At 41.2% G+C, this 19181-nt stretch carries 14 protein-coding genes and 1 pseudogene; 7 read left to right on the top strand and 8 right to left on the bottom strand.

Annotated features, from left to right (window positions below; all coding sequences use genetic code 11):
- Positions 1-23: 23 nt before the first annotated feature.
- Both IPP74_07575 and IPP74_07570 read right to left on the bottom strand, forming a co-directional pair.
- Positions 24-1187: an acetate/propionate family kinase gene (locus tag IPP74_07575; GenBank protein MBL0319133.1), complete on the bottom strand. Its 1164-nt coding sequence runs from the start codon at positions 1185-1187 to the stop codon at positions 24-26.
- Positions 1188-1235: 48 nt separating this feature from the next.
- Positions 1236-1499, bottom strand: coding sequence for a hypothetical protein (locus IPP74_07570; protein ID MBL0319132.1), 264 nt, complete (start codon positions 1497-1499; stop codon positions 1236-1238).
- A 159-nt stretch (positions 1500-1658) separates the two neighbouring features.
- On the opposite strand from IPP74_07570, the gene IPP74_07565 reads away from it, so the two are divergent.
- Positions 1659-2126 carry a hypothetical protein gene (locus tag IPP74_07565; protein MBL0319131.1) on the top strand — a complete coding sequence of 156 codons (468 nt, stop codon included), beginning with the start codon at positions 1659-1661 and terminating at the stop codon, positions 2124-2126.
- An 82-nt stretch (positions 2127-2208) separates the two neighbouring features.
- The gene (locus IPP74_07560; protein ID MBL0319130.1) at positions 2209-2562 is read left to right on the top strand and encodes a hypothetical protein; all 354 of its coding nucleotides are present in this window, start codon (positions 2209-2211) and stop codon (positions 2560-2562) included.
- A gap of 43 nt (positions 2563-2605) precedes the next feature.
- Here IPP74_07560 and IPP74_07555 read toward each other — a convergent pair whose 3' ends face one another.
- The 4 genes from IPP74_07555 to IPP74_07540 are packed head-to-tail and all read right to left on the bottom strand — an operon-like array spanning position 2606 to position 5377.
- Positions 2606-3460: a TIGR01459 family HAD-type hydrolase gene (locus IPP74_07555; protein ID MBL0319129.1), complete on the bottom strand. Its 855-nt coding sequence runs from the start codon at positions 3458-3460 to the stop codon at positions 2606-2608.
- A complete protein-coding gene (locus tag IPP74_07550; GenBank protein MBL0319128.1) occupies positions 3457-4182 on the bottom strand; it encodes a 1-acyl-sn-glycerol-3-phosphate acyltransferase in 726 nt (241 codons plus the stop codon). The genes IPP74_07555 and IPP74_07550 overlap by 4 nt, the downstream gene beginning before the upstream one ends.
- Complete coding sequence (locus IPP74_07545) at positions 4182-4778, bottom strand: YdcF family protein (protein MBL0319127.1); 597 nt, start codon at positions 4776-4778, stop codon at positions 4182-4184. Before IPP74_07545 ends, IPP74_07550 begins: the two co-directional genes overlap by 1 nt.
- On the bottom strand, positions 4778-5377 hold the full coding sequence (locus IPP74_07540) for a DUF192 domain-containing protein (GenBank protein ID MBL0319126.1): 600 nt from the start codon (positions 5375-5377) through the stop codon (positions 4778-4780). The genes IPP74_07545 and IPP74_07540 overlap by 1 nt, the downstream gene beginning before the upstream one ends.
- A gap of 83 nt (positions 5378-5460) precedes the next feature.
- Between IPP74_07540 and coaBC the strand changes: the two are divergent.
- The 3 genes and pseudogenes from coaBC (at position 5461) to IPP74_07525 (ending at position 9496) form a co-directional block, all read left to right on the top strand.
- Positions 5461-6662 (top strand): annotated as a pseudogene (gene coaBC, locus IPP74_07535) (bifunctional phosphopantothenoylcysteine decarboxylase/phosphopantothenate--cysteine ligase CoaBC).
- Positions 6663-6942: 280 nt separating this feature from the next.
- Complete coding sequence (locus IPP74_07530; protein MBL0319125.1) at positions 6943-7842, top strand: DUF350 domain-containing protein; 900 nt, start codon at positions 6943-6945, stop codon at positions 7840-7842.
- A 376-nt stretch (positions 7843-8218) separates the two neighbouring features.
- Entirely contained in the window at positions 8219-9496 is a 1278-nt protein-coding gene (locus IPP74_07525) for a HAMP domain-containing histidine kinase (GenBank protein ID MBL0319124.1), read from the top strand.
- A gap of 79 nt (positions 9497-9575) precedes the next feature.
- On the opposite strand, the gene IPP74_07520 is transcribed toward IPP74_07525, so the two are convergent.
- Positions 9576-9848, bottom strand: coding sequence for an HU family DNA-binding protein (locus tag IPP74_07520; protein MBL0319123.1), 273 nt, complete (start codon positions 9846-9848; stop codon positions 9576-9578).
- 397 nt (positions 9849-10245) lie between these two features.
- Here IPP74_07520 and IPP74_07515 point away from each other — a divergent pair, with 397 nt between their 5' ends.
- Positions 10246-11913: a hypothetical protein gene (locus tag IPP74_07515; GenBank protein MBL0319122.1), complete on the top strand. Its 1668-nt coding sequence runs from the start codon at positions 10246-10248 to the stop codon at positions 11911-11913.
- Between the two features lie 64 nt (positions 11914-11977).
- Positions 11978-14194, top strand: coding sequence for a type II secretion system protein (locus IPP74_07510; protein ID MBL0319121.1), 2217 nt, complete (start codon positions 11978-11980; stop codon positions 14192-14194).
- 9 nt (positions 14195-14203) lie between these two features.
- On the opposite strand, the gene IPP74_07505 is transcribed toward IPP74_07510, so the two are convergent.
- On the bottom strand, positions 14204-19024 hold the full coding sequence (locus IPP74_07505; protein ID MBL0319120.1) for a hypothetical protein: 4821 nt from the start codon (positions 19022-19024) through the stop codon (positions 14204-14206).
- Between the last annotated feature and the right edge of the window lie 157 nt (positions 19025-19181).

The following is a 19181-nucleotide window of genomic DNA, read 5'->3' as shown; positions in this document are numbered from 1 at the left end:
GATGGTCAGCATTATCTGTATTTCTAAAAATTACCTAGATATTCAGCAATCATCTTTTCTTCGTTAGTGGGAATCACATACAGACTGATGGAACTATCTGCCGCAGAAAAAATAGTTTGATTTTCTTGATTCGCATCGTTATTAATACGAATACCCAACCAGTGCAAATGTTCGCATACGTTGGTTCTGATAAGGGCTGCATGCTCACCTACACCCGCAGTAAAGATAACAGCATCTAATCCTCCGAGTGTCATCAAGAGTGAACTTATTTCCCTGGCTATACGGTAACAATAAAGTTGAATCGCTTGCTGTGCTTTATCATTTCCACTTTCTAATAATATTTTTACATCATGGCTGAGACCAGAAACGCCTTTCAATCCAGATTCGTAGAGCAAAAGATTTTTTACTGCCTCTACACTCATCCCCTGCTCCTCGATGAGGTAAAAAATAATGCCAGGATCGATCGTTCCCGAACGCGTTCCCATCATGAGTCCTTCCAAAGGAGTAAAGCCCATGGTAGTTGCAACGCTCTTTCCTTCCTTTACTGCACACAAACTTGCTCCATTTCCCAAATGGGCAATAATTGTTTTTTTAGGAAGCGTTTTTCCCACAATCTCCTGAAAATGTGAAACGATATAATCATAGGACAAACCGTGGAAACCATAACGGATAATCCCCTTTTTTGTCCATTTTTGTGGCAATGGATAATGTAACTCTAATGCTGGCTGGGTTCGGTGAAAGGCCGTATCAAAACAGGCTACCTGCACTAAATCTGGTTTCCATTGCCTGATATAATCAATCACCTGCAAATGAAAGGGCTGGTGCAACGGCGCAAGCGGTATTAATGTTTGCAGATAGGTATAAACCACATCATCAATGATGACCGGTTTTTCATAACGCTCTCCACCATGCACGACCCTGTGACCTATCATTATGTCTTTATCCGTATCCGTATCCTTAAGAAAAGCAAGGATTGCTTCTAATGCTCCAGTATAGGTTGGCTGACTTAGCATCGTTGAAACCAAAGGCCGTTGGCTTGAATCATGAATCATTAATTGTGGATGGTGCTGAATATCACTGACACCGCCACGATAGACTAAATCGCACGCACTCTCCTTTGCGTGATAATAAGCAAATTTAATACTGGATGAACCTGCGTTAAGGCACAATAGCGCTGATTGTTGCATGGCAAACTAACATTTAAAAAACGACCCAAAACAACCTTACCTCTTTTCTTAGTGAAGGCGAAGTTCATTCTTTACATAAATCAATTCAGAAGGTTGAATCAGTTCACCGTGCGCTATCTGCACAGAGTGCAATCTCCCATCAAGTTCCCTTTCCCAAAAATGAAGAAAATGTTTCAAATTAGGAAATTCAGGCGAAATATCATATTCCTGCCACACATACGTTTGCAGCAAACTTGGATGATCTGGTAAATGATAGAGAATTTCAGCCGTCGTTAACCTGTAATTCTCCAACATGCGAGCTAAGTCACTCATGTTAAGTCCTTAAGCAATTGAAGGTCCACCTTTTTATTATGACACAGGATGATTAAAGATAGGTGAATACAGAAGAACGCCTATAAATCAGGCTTGTATTTACATTAATATTAGAATTAGCTATGATGGAAAAAGATTGAAAATAAGTGGAGTAGGTTTATGGTGCGTGGTATAAAATATCTCATGTTAAGTGGCTTATTTGGGATTTTATCTATATCTTCAACGTATGCTGAATCGGTCCATCCTCACCTTAATTACGCGTTGCCTTTTGTTGAAAAGGAATGGACTAAATCCATAAAGGCCGATGGTTCCTGTGTTCTATCTACCGGGCATAACGGTTTTGATGTTGTTATTCGCAATGGCCATACCGGCATCTACAGCACACGTGATATTTCACCAGGTGTTTTCTGGCAGATCAGGACTGAACAAAATGTCTACAGAACCTCTGCAGAGAATTTTCCTGATGATATGGTTGCTGGTATATTAAGCAACCTTAAAACAACCCATAAAGCCTATGTGGAATGGTCCGAACCTAATCATAAATTTAGAAGTCATTTGAGAATCAGCACGATTGTAACCATGGACGGATTTAGTGAACTCTTAAATCAATGCACACATTCACGGTAATCCTATACCTGCCTAACAACGATGTTTTATCATTTCTTCACGATTCATCTTTATACTCCTGGAAAAATTCACAGGAGTGTTTATGGATCTGCAGCAACTAACTACCCGCGTTGACAAACTCGAAGAACGCGTTGCTAAAACACCTACCTATGGAATATTGGCAGGCCTTCTATTTTTTATTGTTGTTATCATCTTATTGATCGTACGGATCATGATTCCTGTGCATCGTGAGCATAGCCAATGGTCAAACCACTTAGAGCTTTTTCCTAATGGCAACAGCAACAGTGATGCACACCCAGAAGGATTCTCATACGATACGGAGGATGAACCCGATCGCAATTTTATCCTTAACCGCGTCTTCCACTTAATGGAGCGAGCTTTAGAGATTGAAGAGAATAAACATCATGATGGAAGCACCGATTCTGAAGGGAAGTGAGAACTGCGTTTGCTACTATCCTCTTCTCCAAGGAGAGTTGATTTTAGAATCGTTCCAAAACCCCGGTAGGATATCCGTGATGACTCTTGCACACATGTTCAAAAAGCATCTTGTCTACTGGCCTTCCATGGGTAAAACCCAATTCGTTGCCATGGATGCCCTGCAATACCAAGTAACTGTCAACCCCCACATTATTAGCGCCTCGTATATCATGGGACAGACTATCACCTATCGCTGCGATCTTTTGCGGCGATACATTAAGTATATCAAAACAGCGCTGATAGACCTGTTTAAAAGGTTTACCAAAATACTCAACCTGGCCACCCATGCTTTCATAACTTTGTGCAATGACTCCTGCACATAATGCCTGCTTACCTGAATGTCTGACAATCACCAGATCAGGATTGGCGCATAATAATGGTAACCCATGTTTAAGTGCAGCTTTAAGTTGCGGATTTTTTTCATCCGCTAAAGAATCATCATGGTCGTACCCGGTTACCAACATAAAAGAAGCTTCTGCTGGATCATGCGTTTCGCTGCTTGCAAGATCGTCAAACATACCTCTGTCTCGATCAGGCCCAATATAATAATGTGGCGACTGGCTGAAAACAGGATGATGCTGCACATAATGATGTGCAACCTCCCCAGACGTCACGATATGTTTATAGAGTTCAACAGGGACACCTAACGTATCAAGCAATTCTTTGGCACGGTGGGCACGTCTGGGAGCATTTGATAAAAACAATGCCTGTTTCCCAGACACCTGCAGCTGTCTAAGTGTATCAAGAACACCAGGATATAATGCTTGTCCATCATGGATCACTCCCCATAAATCAATAATAAAAGCATCATACTGGTCAATAATTGCGTCTAAAGTTTGGATAGGTACATGGGTCATTGCTTATTACTCCGCACTTCATCAACAAGTTGAGCCGTTTTGGTTTCAATCGCATTCTTCATTTCGTCCATAAATTGACGACGCGTAAGATCTGGCGCTAATGCAGGAAGAAATTCAAGCGTAATACACCCAGGATTTTTCCACCCTTTTTTAGGCCAGAACAATCCCGAGTTTAATGCAACGGGAATCACAGGCACATGGCATTCATGATACAAGGCCGATATCCCAGCTTGATAAGGGAGTGCTTCACCCACAGGGGTGCGCGTTCCTTCAGGAAATATAACGACGGTAAACCCTTTATCCAATTGATGCTTGACTCTTCTGATCATATCCCGAAGCGCCGACATTTTGCCATCGCGGTCAACGGGTATCATTCCCATACGAGGCAAATACTGCCCATAAACAGGAATAGAACCCAGTTCCTTTTTATAGATGTAAGACATTTGCGGCAAATACGCCAGGAGGATAACCGTATCCCAGGCTGATTGATGTTTGGAAGTGATAATACAGGGTGTCGTAGGAAGATTTTCTTTACCCTTGATCACATAGGTAATCCCGCATAAATATCGCAGCGCCACCAATACTCCCCGCGCCCAGATTCTTCCAACCCACTGCGTAATATGCTGAGGGAAAAGCATGAGCACCGCCCCAACTGTGCCAATAAACAGAGTCCAAACAGGAAGGAATAGGGTAAATAGGATCGATCCCACCATACGAAGCATTACGATAACCTGAGAGCAAGATATTTCATATATTCACTGATCAATAGTTTAGCCGTACCAGGGTATTTCCACCATTCACTTAACTTAACCTGTTCGGGCAAGATAGGTTGGGGAATAATTTCAACATCGGGCATTTCACGACTAAAAACTTCCATGCTGCGTAAGATATGGTAATTAGCCGTAACCAGACGCAAACTTGTGTATTGATGGAGCTGCATCCACCGCGCCGTCTCCTCGGCATTGCCGTATGTATTATCGGCCTGATAACCAATATCCACGCGTGATAAAAGCTTTTGTACATCAGCCGGGGGCATTTTAAGCTGCTTGACCAGATCGGTTTTGGTCACCCCATGCCCGGCGCCTGAGATAAATAATCGTTCTGCATAATTGTCCGAAAGCAGCTGAAAACCTGTATCAAGGCGGTTAGTACCACCTGTTAATACAACAATCGCATCGGTAGGTTGATTATCAATTTGTTCCGGTTGAGCAATATGGACAATCTGCAGGACATACGCCACAAAACCCACTGTCCACGCGAGTGAAATGAAAAACGTAACCAGCAGGATAGACCGAAAAATAACAGCAAATATTTTCATTAGTTACGAATCTCCTTTGGTAGTGATTGGAGGTTAAAGTCTTTTGGGGGCTCTGATTTGGGCAAATCTCTCAAGGCTCCCGCGAAAGGTGCTAAATCGACGCTATCACCCTCAGTCATTCCCATTTTTGAAAAAGCACCTGCGTTCATTTCAATAGCAGCAACAACAGGCACCTGAGAACCATACGTTTTTTCGCTATCAGCGGGGATATTTTCATAGGCGCGCACAATGCGTCCTTTTTCATCAACAAAAATAATATCCAGTGGAATATCCATATTCAACATCCACATTTCCACCACCCGCGGGGAACCAAATAAAAACAACATACCAGCATTTTCTGGCAGGGAACTTCGATACATCAATCCATACTGGCGTTGGCTGGGTGTGCCAGCAATTTCAACGGAGAGAACATGATTGCCATTATGTCCACGCAATGTAAGGTTACCGCGCACAAAGCCAACATTTTGGGGTTGGGCAGAGTTATTTTGATGGTATCGATGCCACAACTGGTCAATCAACGCAGGGTTTAATGCAAACATAATCCCAGCGATAAAAAGCACCATCAGCGCCAAGAGTATTCCTGGTAAAAGACGTGACATAGCAACCCTTTGATAAAACGTAGTGGCGAAAAAACAGTTAAAGTATTATACTCGCACCCTAGAGTATATTCAATGGTTGAAAAATGACGGGAAAAGAACGCCATATTTTGCTTATTATTACTGCCAGCGTCGCCGCTTATAAAGCCTTGGACCTTATAAGATTATTAAAAGAACGCGCTATTTCCTGCGTGTGCGTTTTAACCCCCGGCGCTAAACAATTTGTAACCCCAATGTCTCTTGGGGCGTTAAGCGGTCAACCTGTTTATGACGAACTTTTTTCCCTGAAAGACGAAACTCAGATTGGCCATATTCGCCTGGCCAGGGAAACGGATATGATCCTCATCGCTCCGGCTACTGCAGATATTATTGGTAAGATGGCGAGTGGTTTGGCAGATGATCTGGCCTCTACCATCCTCCTTGCAACGGATAAGCCTGTCTGGATAGCCCCGGCCATGAACCCAGTCATGTGGAATAATCCAGCTGTGCAGCGCAATGTTGCACAATTAAAACAGGATGGCGTCACGTTTATAGGTCCAGGTTCTGGCAAAATGGCCTGTGGTGAAGAAGGGTTTGGACGCCTGCTTGATCCCGTTAATATTGCTGAAGAGATAAAACAATTTTTATGTTAACAGGTTTAAAAGCGTTGGTTACCAGCGGCCCTACATATGAACCTCTTGATCCCGTGCGTTTCATTGGCAATTATTCTTCAGGCAAACAAGGTCATGCTATTGCTCAGGCCCTAGCCGATGCAGGGGTTGAGGTCTGGCTCATTCATGGCCCCGTTTCATTGCCTACTCCCGATAATGTCCATGCCATTGCCGTACATACCGCTTCAGAAATGCTGGATGCCTGCCTGTTGCATCTTCCGGTAGACATAGCCATCTGCGCAGCTGCCGTTGCCGATTTCAGGCCAAAAGAACAATCCAGGCACAAAATTAAAAAACAACCTAACCAACCTATTCAAACAATGACACTGGAATTAATTCGCAACCCCGATATTTTAGCAACGCTTGGACATCACCCAACGTTGCGTCCTAAAGTGGTGGTTGGATTTGCAGCAGAGACACAAGACGTTCTCAACCACGCCCGTGCCAAATGCAAAAGCAAAGGCTGTGATTTTATCATCGCTAATGAAATTAATCAGCAGCATCAACCATTTGGAAATCAAAAAAATCAAGTGACCTATGTATCCACAAATGATGATGAGCAATGGCCATTGATGAATAAAGAAGATGTTGCATTCCGTATCATTCAAAAAATTAACGAGACACTTGATCAGCGATGAAAAGCATTTTTCTAACGTTTCTAAAATATGTTTGAAACGATACCCCCCTCGCACTTCAACAGTTGGGATTATAGGCAAGATATTGAGTCAGTTAGAAGAATAAGAAAGCGTAGGAATAGCCATGCTTATTTCACGTTTTCTCATTTTTTAGCTAGCCAAAAGCAAACGCGCAAAATCTCAACTCTTGAAGCGCGAAGGATATCATATTAAAGCAATAATTGACAAGCACCTGTTCTGCGGATTAAATAGAGGAATTGTCATCATTAACGTTGAGGTCCATATGGATTTTCGTGAATTATTTTACTGGGATCACCATTATAATTTTGTTCTGCTTTTTAACCTGTTCATAACCATAGGGTTATTTACATCAATCCGTTTATTCTCCGGAACGATCTCCCATATTAATGCAACCGATGAACTTCTGCGAAAGGACAATCCAGCTTTTGGTATTTCCATGGCCGGCGTTATTTTTGCCGTGACACTGGTGCTTTCCAGCGTCATTAATGGCGAACCTTTGGATTCTATCGGTGGATCGATTATCGCTGTGGGCGTCTATGGTATCCTAGGTATTGTGTTAATGTCATTGACTCGCTTTATTTTTGACCGGTTTCTCTTACCTAAAGTATCTATTCGCAATCATATTATCGCCGGTAATATTGCCGCAGGCATTACCGATGCAGGCAATGTGATTGCAACAGCCATTATCGTTCGTGCTGTAATTAAATGGGTTAATATCGAAGATTTCACCGCGATTCAAGCCGTGTTGCTTGCTTATGTTGTATCTCAGCTTCTCTTAAGCCTGACCACAACCACACGCCTAAAATTATTCTCGCTTAAAAATCCAGAATCCAGTTTAACAAAAGCTATCGAAAGCAATAATGTTGCCGTTGCTGTGCGTTTTGCAGGGCACCGTATTGGTACTGCCTTTGCTATTGCCGCTGCTTCCAATATCATGGTCTATGAAATTAACAATATCTATTACCTGATTGCAGGTTGGGCCGCGCTTTCGCTTATTTTGATGGGAATTCTAGAAATTATCGCTTTCATTTCACACCGCATCATATTGCTGCGAGTCGACGTCTATTCAGAAGTCGTCAACCAAAGGAATGTTGCCCTTGGTACGATTCAAGGCGTCATCTATATTTCATTGGGATTGCTCCTATACCAATTAATGGCATAAGCTGAATTCCCCGCTTTCTAGCACTGGCCTGGGGCACATCCTGTTTTAAAAAGACAGAAATGACGATATTTTTTGTAACTTTTTAACTTATGGTTACCCCTGGACTCCCTCATGCGCCGTTTTTTTCCACGTATGAGCCCCATACTAATCAATTGAGCATCATATTCCTTATCAAAAACTCAGGTTAACTTAAGACCGTGCACGTAAAGCCCCTCCCTTCCCATCTAAACTTCTTTTCATTCCCCATAACTTAAGATTGAATAACCACGGCAGATAATGAATTTGAATAATTTATTAAAAGTAACTATTTACAATTTTATTAAACTGCAATATAATCGTCATTATTCTCCTTTATTCAGCATATTAGGGTGGTTATATGGCAACAAGAACTTTTGAAGCATCATTTCTTACTAAAAAATTGCGTGAATTACCGGGATTCTTACTTACAACAAAAGACCACGCTCTATTTGTAACAATTATTAGCTTATTAATCTTAGGGCATTCCATGATTCATGCTTTGCTTGCCCTACCATTTCCTCGTCACGTTTCGTTATCATGGGTATGCTCAAGCTTCTTATATGAATGTTCCCTAGAATTCATCCGTCTACTTCCAATTAGTATCCTCTTCCTGATTGCTTTCATTTGGTACCGCCTACGCATTTTTAGTTCCATTAAAATTATCACCCAGGAAATCCACAAATTGGGTAATGAAGATATTGAGTTAAAGCTCCCACGCACAGCACCCAATCCAGAAGTCTTTGGACTGATTAAAAGTGTTCTACGCGCCCAAAAAGCGCAGGAGCGTATTATTCAAACGCTGCTTAATCTTTCTTCGGTCAAAGAATTGCAAGACGAAACCATTCGCATCGGCGAACGTTCTGATCTCATGAAGTTAGAAATCCTGCGCGAGATCAGGCATAAAACCTGTAATTTTTTAAACGCCATCTCCATGACAACACAAATGTTGCTCTGCCACTTAAGGAGAGAAAGCAATATTGTTATGTCCCCCCGTCATCAGGAAGAAGCCTTGGTACGTATTGATACACTGGTGAGGCATATTGAAGCCTTCACAACGGATTCACTCGAACGTGAACATTTTAATCCTTGTGATATTATGCAAGAATGTATTGATATACAAAAGAAAGCCCTTATACGCGGAGGGATTAATTTAGAATACGCACCGCGGCAAGATCTCCCTCCCATTTTTGCTGATAAAATTCGCTTCATCCAGGCCATCAACGGCTTAATTCGCCGCGCCTCAGACTTCTTAGTCAGCGGTGAAACCATTCGTATTTCTTTAAAACTAGCCCCTATTGATTATATTGACCATCTTATCATTACCATCGAAGATAATGGTTACGGCATTCCCGAAAAGAAAAGACAGGAGCTTTTTGAAATGCACGATGGTCGCGGAATTGAACGTGATATTGATGGAATTGAACTTTCCATTGCCTCAGTGCGCAAACTGTTAATTCTGCACGGAGGCGATTTAGAATTAACCGATGAATGGGGTAAAGGCTCTATTATCACGATTCATCTCCCTTACCAAACAACAGATGAATCGCCCCGACTCAAAACAACCATTGAAGGAAATAGCCAGCTACCCTCCAATGTTACCCCTTTGTTTAAAGTTAAAAACAGGGCTGATGTGTAAGTCTGGCTCAACGCACTATCCATAAAAAAGCCCGCCATATGGCGGGCTTTTTGAATTTTCTTTAAAAGAAAGAGTAAATCTAGTTTACAGCTTCTTTAAGCTCTTTACCTGGTCTGAAACGTGGATTGTTACGAGCAGGAATTTTTAATGGAGCACCTGTTTTAGGATTGCGGCCATTGCGAGCTTTAGTTTTGGTAACTTCAAAAGAACCCCAACCAATAATAGCAACTTTGCCACCAGTTTTGAGGGTTGAGGTAACACCGGTAAGGAAAGCTTCAACTGCCGACGATGCAGAAGCGTTTGTCAAACCAGCTTTTTTTGCTACGAAAGCAATTAATTCAGTCTTATTCATAAATACTCCACTCTTATTGAACTTGGCACGACATCAAGGAGCTTAAAGCTCCAACAGCGCACCTGGAACCAGGAACAACCTAGCGATGTCGTGGCCTCACTATAAGTGGCTTTATCTGAATTGTCGAGTGGTGTTTTTCCGTAAATATTCATTTTATAAGCCAAGGGTGACATATTAATCACACTTTGACCTTGTATTTTAATCCTTGGTTATAAGACTACTAAGCTAATTCATCCTTTAATTGTCAACTTCATACCCTTTTTTATGAACAAATCGTTAACCTTTAGCATGGTATAATAGATCTGTTAGGTGTTGATCCAACGATTGAAGATATTGAAGATATGGTAGCCTAAAAACGGATAAATCCTAGGCAGGCCAAGGTGGGGAGGATAACGTTATGAATTCGAGCAAACTGTTAAAAAGGCTTTTTTTAGTTAGTTCCATGCTGGCACCATTAGGTTTGACTTATTCAGGTGCTTTCTCTGCTTCTGAAGATGATCCCACCTGCATAGAAGATATGCAAAACACACAAGATAGCAATAGACCTGTGAAAGATTGCTATTGCGCCAATCCAGGCGGCCGTAAATTAAATATAGCACCAGGAAGCCTGACCTTTAAATTCGCTGACTGCCCACCACCACCAGCAGGGCCTGGAGCATCTTCACCACCACCACCACCAAGCGGTTTATCTGGGGGGATATGTTATACAACAACAGGCCTACCCACTACGGTATCCATCAATTCAACATCCACGACCTGGACAACGCCTGCTACAACCATTAATGTTGGGGCCTACAGCAAAATACACGTTGACTATTCTTCAGGCAGCTGGTCAAGCCCGGAAGTTGGATCAACAGGTCCTGAAGGGGCTTCATGGGCAACAGGATCCGTTAATTACGCTATGCCTGGTGGCCCACCTATGGCTTTAATTGCCCGCGCCGGTGGTAATTTTTCCGGTTATAAGTACGTTGTCGGTAATTCCACTATAATTGACGGTCAAAAAGCGGCCGGTCTTTTAGATTTTATCGCCAATGATGATTTGGTTGGTTCTCCTGGATTTTCAGATAATAGCGGCTCCATAACTGTGTCCGTTTATGATGACCCAGCTTGTGTAGCACCACCCGCTCCACCTCCAACGTCGCCAACCACACCTCCTCCAACAAATTCAGGGCAACCTTGTCAAAATACCAGTCCTGGAGGACCTTTAACCGTTTCTAGTACGTCATTACCATGGACGACCTCAGGAGTTATATTGTCACGATACAGTAAGGTTGTTGCAACTATATCCGGTTCTTCATGGTGGATAACTCCAATCTGTGGACCTTGTAATCCTTTAACTGGATCTGGAATTGCATCGTCAGGCTATGTAGCTCCCGGTCTCGGTGAAGGTATTTTGCTGGCCAAAATAGGATCTGTTGTTATTCCTGTTGATCACACCCCTTTTACATTCGATGGAAGTTTGTATCAAGGCGAGATCATGTTTACAACAAATGATGACACGTATCGCGCCTATGGAAATGGAAATAATGATAATAGCGGGTCAGTCACGATTTCGTTTGCAGATGATGCCTCATGCAGCACGACAACACCCCCCCCAACCCCGGTAGTCGTTCCAGCGACTTATCCATGCAAGAACACCACAACACCATTGCCAACAAACTGTATTGTTGATAGCCGTGATTCTGCCTGGAAAGACTGCGGTGTGCATTTGAATAGCAATAATATGGTAACCGCATATGTGGAAACACCATCCAGCACATGGTGGGTTACCCCTAACTGTAGTCCTTGCACAGCAAATGGCGCCGGATCGAGTGCCCAACCTCAATATACCTTTACAGGCGCGGGTGAAGGAGCACTGCTTGCAAAAGTAGGTGCAATCGGCCCTGTCAAAGCAGGTACAAGGCATACCTTTATCGGCAGTGACACCTATAAAGGCGAGATTTACTTTGTTGTCAATGATGACTTTCCTCAAGCTTACGGAAATGGACTCACCGACAATAGTGGTACGATGACCATCAAGTTTGAAAATGGCGATTCCGCCAATGGCATTACCTGTGAACCATGAAACCAAAGGCCGTGAGAATGATGCGATGTTATTGTTTGGTTTAAAATAAGCTCAGGGGATTTCTATGGAATACGATGGAATAAGATTCTTCAAATCGCGGTTCATACGCGGTTATTCATTGATGGAACTCTCCATTGTGATGTCGATTCTCGCCATCGTCGCCTCAAGCGGCCTTGCGGTAGTGGGTAGCAGGGATGAAGCCAACCGAATGCGGATTACGCAAGAAAGGATGGCTGTTATTGAATCAACCATCCAAGGGTTCGTTTCGAATAGCACGTATGGTTACCTTCCCTGCCCGGCCGATGATACGTTGGCTGAAACAAGTAATAACTTTGGCAAACCCTCCGCCTACGACAGTTCAACCGGTAAATGTGCCATATCAGAAGGCATGTTGCCTGTACGTAATAACGGCACCACCCCTGCTTTTAATTTAAGTGATGAATATTTATACGATGGTTGGAACAGGCGTTTTCGTTATAAAATTGCCACCTATATGGGCAATGAAGAAGATTTTGATAATGACGAAACACGCGGTGATATTTCTGTTCAAGACCTCAAAGGTCATGAAAAAACCAATCTCACCCTTAAAGAACCCCTCAATTTTGGTGCCGCTTATGTGTTAATAAGTTTTGGACCTAATGGATATGGTGGTTATACACGGCAAACTAACACTATCATCCCATTCCCATCTTCTTCATATAACAAAGAAGTAGAAAATTCCAACGGTGATAATATTTTCGTGCAAAACGATAAAACCAGTAAATTTGATGATGTTCTACTTTTTAAACGCAAAATCGATTTAAAACCGCCTAAACTCCAATATGCCAAACTCGTAACACCAGACACTGAATGTCATCATGCGGGCACAATAGCTAAATATGGTAAACCTGGCTCTGGAAGTTTTCTCGATAGTTTATATGCAACCGATCCAACCTTAGCCAATCAGCTCTATAAAAGTTCGGTTGCCCTCAAGAAAGTATGCGATAATCCACCGATTACATCGTTTAGCACAACCATTACCTGCTTGCCTTCAACCTTTGGTACCTCAGAAACCGTAAACGGCATAACCACGAACTTTACCGAAACCAGAGCCAATAACCGCACGGCAAAATCGCAGGACAACCCATCCATTGCAGCCTTGCATGATGGCAAGTACGTGGTGGTCTGGCAAAGCCTCGATCAAGACAGTGATGAATACGGAATTTACGGTAAAATATTCAAAAAAACCGGAGCCGGCTTCAGTGCTTCCTACAGCAATGTTGCCAGCGATCCTAATAGAGGTGAATTCCTTATCAATACCAACACGCAGGGCGGTCAGGTCCAACCCTATGTGGTAGCGACTGATTATGGTTTTATTGTCGCCTGGTCCACCAATTTTAATGGAGATAAATCTTATATCGCCATGCAGCGTTATTTCAAAAATGGTAAAGCCTATGGCGGTGAATATCGTTTAGATCCAAGCGCAAGCCAACTAAGTGCAGAACCTTACATCGTTCCATTCAGTGATGATTCCTATATTCTACTCTTCCAAGGAATTTCGGTGGCAGATGGAAATGCCGATATTTACCAGCAAAGCTATGGACGCGTAGGAATTGCCATCGGCGGATATTCGAAGGTCAATAACAACACCACCTTTATGTCGAGTTCGCAAACCAGACCGGTGGGAGCCGCTTTTGAAAATGATGCTGGCTATGTAGTACTCTGGGAGAATTATGATACCAGCGTTACTCCACACAACTATGATATTATGGCTCGCCGTTATACATTAGTTGGTGATAGCTACACGCCGCAAGACACGCCTGAATTTCAGGTAAATGCAACCTCAACCAACGATCAACGCAATCCTGATATAGCACGCTTAAGTGACAATCGCTTCGTTGTGGTGTGGCAAAGCAATAATGAAATCATGGCTAAGCTCTATGATACAGGGTTTGTTGCGGTTGGCGGTGAGTTCCAGGTTAATACCACCACGTCAGGCATCCAATCATTCCCATCGGTCACAGGGATGAATGATGGGGGCTTTATCGTTGCCTGGTCGAGTGAAAACCAAGACGGCAATAATTATGGTATCTATCATCGCCGTTTCAAAAGCGATGGTACTGCCGAAGCTGGTGAAACGCTCACTAATACCACCACCTCCAATTCGCAATACATCCCTAAAATTGCGAGCTATATGCGCAATACAACCAAATACATGATCGCTTGGCAAAGCTATCTGCAGGATGCAGATAGCTGGGGAATTTATGAGCAGATCTTTATGGATGGGGATTCATGTCCTTAATCAAAAAGATTAACGAGAGGCTGACTTTACTCCCTTATCAGATGTGATTCTATTTGAAAAATGCGGATCTTGGCTACTGAAGCTGATATAACGTTCATCACGACGATTTAGCTTATCGGGCCCTCTCTGAGGGAGTAGGTCTCTCTCCTTCTTTGATCGTTGATAGGCGCCCCTGTTTTGTACAAAACGTTTTGCTAACCAATCCATCCAATCTTTTAAAAAATCCAATTTTATACCGCCATTTTTATGACACTGTTGTTTGGCACCCCCAACAATAATTTTCAATAATTTTTCTTCTATACGTTTATATTTCCGTATATCCATGTAAGCAAATCTACCCTTATTATATTCATAATTCTTCAGTTCTTTACTATAATTCCTGACATGCTCCACTGTTTCGCATTTAACAGAGCTACAAAGCGCATTCAAAAAATAGTTGGATCTTTCCTTAAAGTATTCAGTATTATGCTTCTTATGATCCCTATAATAATAGCACAGGATTGAAGTCATTACTTTATTTTTGATATAAAGCTGCGTATTCATTAAATCAAAATCCTGCACTGACAAGCATCCTTGAGGTACCGGATGTAAACCACCTATTTCCAGCGAATCTATCGCTGAAGATTGATTTAAAAACCGAGTAAATAAAGTTAAAGATAAAGAATCATTGATGCTATCTACGATAGTTGAATCTAGGGGGGGTTGGACTAATGACCTCTCTTCAGATTCCTTTTTTGAACTACGATGTTCATGCTGTTTTTCTAACCGTTTCTTATGTCCATTTTGGCTTCCTTGTTGATCAGCTTTTTTACCTCGACTTGACGCTTCAATAGAAGAATAATTTAACGATGAAGAGCTGGACACTTCACTAATGTCATATACAATTTCTTCTTTCTTGCTACTCGCAGTGGATGATGGAAAATGATTTACTTCGTTTCGCCCCCCCATCTCAACACTCGATTGCACTGGCGTCGAAGACGCGGTTTCCTGAGGCTTTTCATCCACAGGGTTATGATCCACGTAAGGAGGATTACCTCCGAGGCCATCAAGAGCTGGAAGATCTGCACGCTTTTGATTCCCAACCGTATCACCCTGAATACTCGCATTGTTTTTTGAAGAATGGCGTGCTGTTCTTGTCCGTTCATCTTGTTTCTTTGCTGGACTTTCTGACACAAGCTTTCTCGATGCAAGAACGTTAGCATTATATGTCAAAGGAAATTCAATTGCATGTGGTGTCACGCTCTGTCCTTCAATAATAGTATTCCTTCTTTGTGTAACCGTATTACGACTCACAAAAAAGAGTGGCTCTACATCGGTGAGTCCCATTTCATTTACTTCTTCACGTATGAGTTTTCCTCGGGCATTTTTTGCCTCATATGAAAAAATGCCACCCGATAGCCCTTTTCTAAGGACATCTATTAAATCACGTTTCACATCTTGTATATTTGCTTTTTTAGTATGATATAGATGAATACAGTTGACTAAAAAGGCAACGCGCGCATCAGTATTCCCGTTCCCTAATGAAGCTGTTTTTCGATATTCATTCCGCGAGGCAAAGTCACCCGAGAGAATGGCATCGACAAGTAGGTCTAAATTTTCCACATTACTTGTTGTTGTGTATGATGTTCTAACTTCTTGTAAAGTTGCATTTTTCTTCCTTTCGATATCATCCAATACGTTTACTAACCGTGTTTCTTCCTTTTCTTGAGCAAATTGCTTGACGTTTTTCAGTTTCTTATCTTGGATTGTTACATCGATAATTCCTTCGTCAAGCCCTAAACGAAACAGATTGAGCACAGCTTCCTTCTCATCTTCACTTTCGCTAACAATAAAGCATTGTACCAATAAATGTCCTCGTCTGACTCTGTTTGTTACCGCAACAGAATCCTGATATATTCCGATAGCAGTATTATTTTTCAATTCGCTGTGCACCAGCTTATCAAATGTTTCGAATGAATAACCTCGCTCCCAGGCACATTTAATTGACAATCGCTTAAGCTGCCGTTCCGAGTTTTCTTTAAAATTCGCCTCTACCTGTTTAATGGTTGCTTTTAGTTGAGGGAAGTTTCCGTGCAGATCGTCCTTAGTCTTTGAACAAACAAAATAGTGGCTGACTGCATGATAAAGAACACGTACTTGCTCTGCCGCTATAGTGCGAGCCGGTTCACGCACATAAGTGTTTAAATAATCATCCATGGACATTTTAATGACTTTATAAATTTCCTTAAATTCCTGTGTAGAATAGTCTAATTCAGGATTAAGGCAGTCAACATAACGCCCCCATAATAAGCCAAGAGTGCATCCGCATACACCTAGTTCAAGATAGTTATCCTTCTTATCATAATGATTTGCCAACAATCCACGCGCCTCAGTAAGGGCTTGTTCTTTATATAAATTTCGTACCGAAAGTATGGTTCTAATCAGAAGGTAATCTGAAAAATAAGGAATATCTTTTATGTTCGCATAGAACGCATCCCCTAATTGCCGCGCCTGCTCATTATTGCAAGCCACGGCCGAAGTATCAATGGCATCAGATATTTTAAAAGCGTTAAATGATAAACCTATGTCATCTGTATCCAGCGTACCTTCCGTATTATTAACACAATAATGATTGTCTTTTAAGAATCCTCCAATATTTCCCTTATAAAGGTCAAATAAGTAATTCTTTGCCTCAAAATAGATTGTTTCCATTTTTGATCGGACTTGGTTTTCTATTGAAACCTCATCTAATTCGTCTTCTTTTGCAGCCGCAGATTTACTGCTCTTTTTTTCTTCACCATTTTTTTGTTTTCTGATTTTCGCTCGAACATCTCCAGCTATTTGGTTTTGAACCTCTTGAACCTCAAGAGATCCAAGAATTTTATCACCTTCTAACAGACTTTCAATAAGAGCCTCTGTCGTTTTATTATCATGTTTATTTCTTAACCCTTCTCCTGCTATATCTTTTTTGATATTACTTCTCAGTGTTAGAAATTTATTTTCAAATTGTAACGCACTTGATAACCAGGCATAAGGTTTGCCTGTGTTGATTAAATGCGCCACTTGCTGGCAAAATTGATTTAGTGTATGTTTTACATCTTGTTTCTTTATTCTGAAATCCAACTCAAAAGGTTTTCCATCCTGAATAGCTCTATCAAGCGCGTCTAACATTTTAGATGCCGCACGAGGTCTTGTTGACAGTATTTTTTTTACTTTCACTAATAATTCAATTTCAAATGTTTTCGAAGCTATTGCCTGTTCTAATGGCAATCTTAGCGACGAAGGAATACGTTCTGCGGCCGACGTATATGGTGTTAATGCAATTTGAATGGAGGATGGTTTTGTTATACCTAAACGATTAGGTGAGTCACCCAAAGGGCTAATACTAACACTTAAGTTTGACTCATTTGAACCGCTTACTTTTACATTTTTCATTGCGGTTCTTTTTAACGATGCCCGGTTGCGTCCTTTTGATTGCGTTTTATTCGCAGACTCCATCCTTACATCATGGTTATTTGCATCTGCATCAATAGCCACACTATCATTGGATTCTGAGACAATTCTAGGTGAAAAACTACTTTGTTCTTGCATTCTTGGCTGATGTTTTTCATATTTACGATATTCTCTGACCAGCCTATATATCGTATGATATGGTTCTTCTTTATAATCACGCCTGCTTTTTGCCTCTACCATAGAATAAATACGGTCAGCATACGCTATGGCCTCCATTGCCGTGTTCAAGTGTATGTCCTTTGTAACGTTTTCAAGGCACATCTTAAGAAACAACGGAATATATAAATGATTATCATTTTTCCATCGAGATAATGCTTGTGGATTAGAAAAATCTAACATTCTAAAAATACTATTTAGCTTATTTACAACCAAGGGTAGATCGGCATCTTTCAGATTCCGAACCCACAACTTTAGGTAAAGACCAAATGTTTTACTATACTGATCCCCTATTTCATTAAGTTTTGAACGCATCATATGAGGATTAGCAAGATGCTTCTCTTTTAGGGTAAATACACCCTTTGCGATATCATCCCATCTCACTTGCTTTACATTGAATGACAATGCCATAAAACCATAAACAGCATTGTTAATTGATGCATCTGGTGCATGCAACAACATAACTTGGTCATGCCCTTTTAACATTGATGTAAAAAATGGCCGAACATCCTTATTTTCCTGCACTTGTCTGAATATATCAACCACCAACGGCATATAATCTTCAGAAAAAAGCGGTAATCCCTCACCGTCACTTAATAAAGATCTAATATTGTTTTCAGCTTCAGGATTATTATCTAAACTATATTTTTGATCTGATGCAAAAACAAGCGCTTTCGAGATTTTTGAAATTATGTCGACTTGATATTGTGGGCTGCTTACTGCCTTTTTGAATGCTGCTATTTTATCCCCGTATTCTCTTTCAATACACAACTTATAAACCATTTTACATAATTGTTTCTGGAAATCTTTCTGCTCATAATCCCCTCGGTTCATACCATCATTGTAGAGGAGAACTGAGGTAAAAAAAGAGGTCAGCGGATCGCGATCATTACTGCATAACATCATGTCTCCGCTATCACACATCGTGCTTATAACGTCTTTACTCATCTGTTTTATTGTTTTAGAAAAATCCTTGGGCTGAAGACTCAATCCTGCTATTTTACTTTGTATTTTACCTAAAATTATGCGAATAATTGCATATCTTTTATCACCCAAATTGCCTGGGAGTTTTTCAATCTGCTCATTTAATTTCTGGCATAATACAGATTCAATTGCTTGATGATTAAATCCAACTGCTAATATAGCTGATGATTCTTCTTGCCGATTTTTAACTTTAAACATTCCACCATCTCCGTAATACTAATCTTTAGAATCAGTCATATTATTGTCATAAAATCAGTTGTCAATCTAATTAAAGATCAAAATTATATAACTACTACTTTCAACAAATTATTATGTTATATATTAAGCTACACAGCAAATCTCATAGCTTTGTTAA

It is taken from the genome of Alphaproteobacteria bacterium (genome assembly GCA_016722515.1).
Lineage (GTDB): Bacteria > Pseudomonadota > Alphaproteobacteria > Rickettsiales > JADKJE01 > JADKJE01.
Note: the sequence above shows the minus strand (reverse complement) of the source record. Positions and strands in the feature narration are given on the sequence as shown.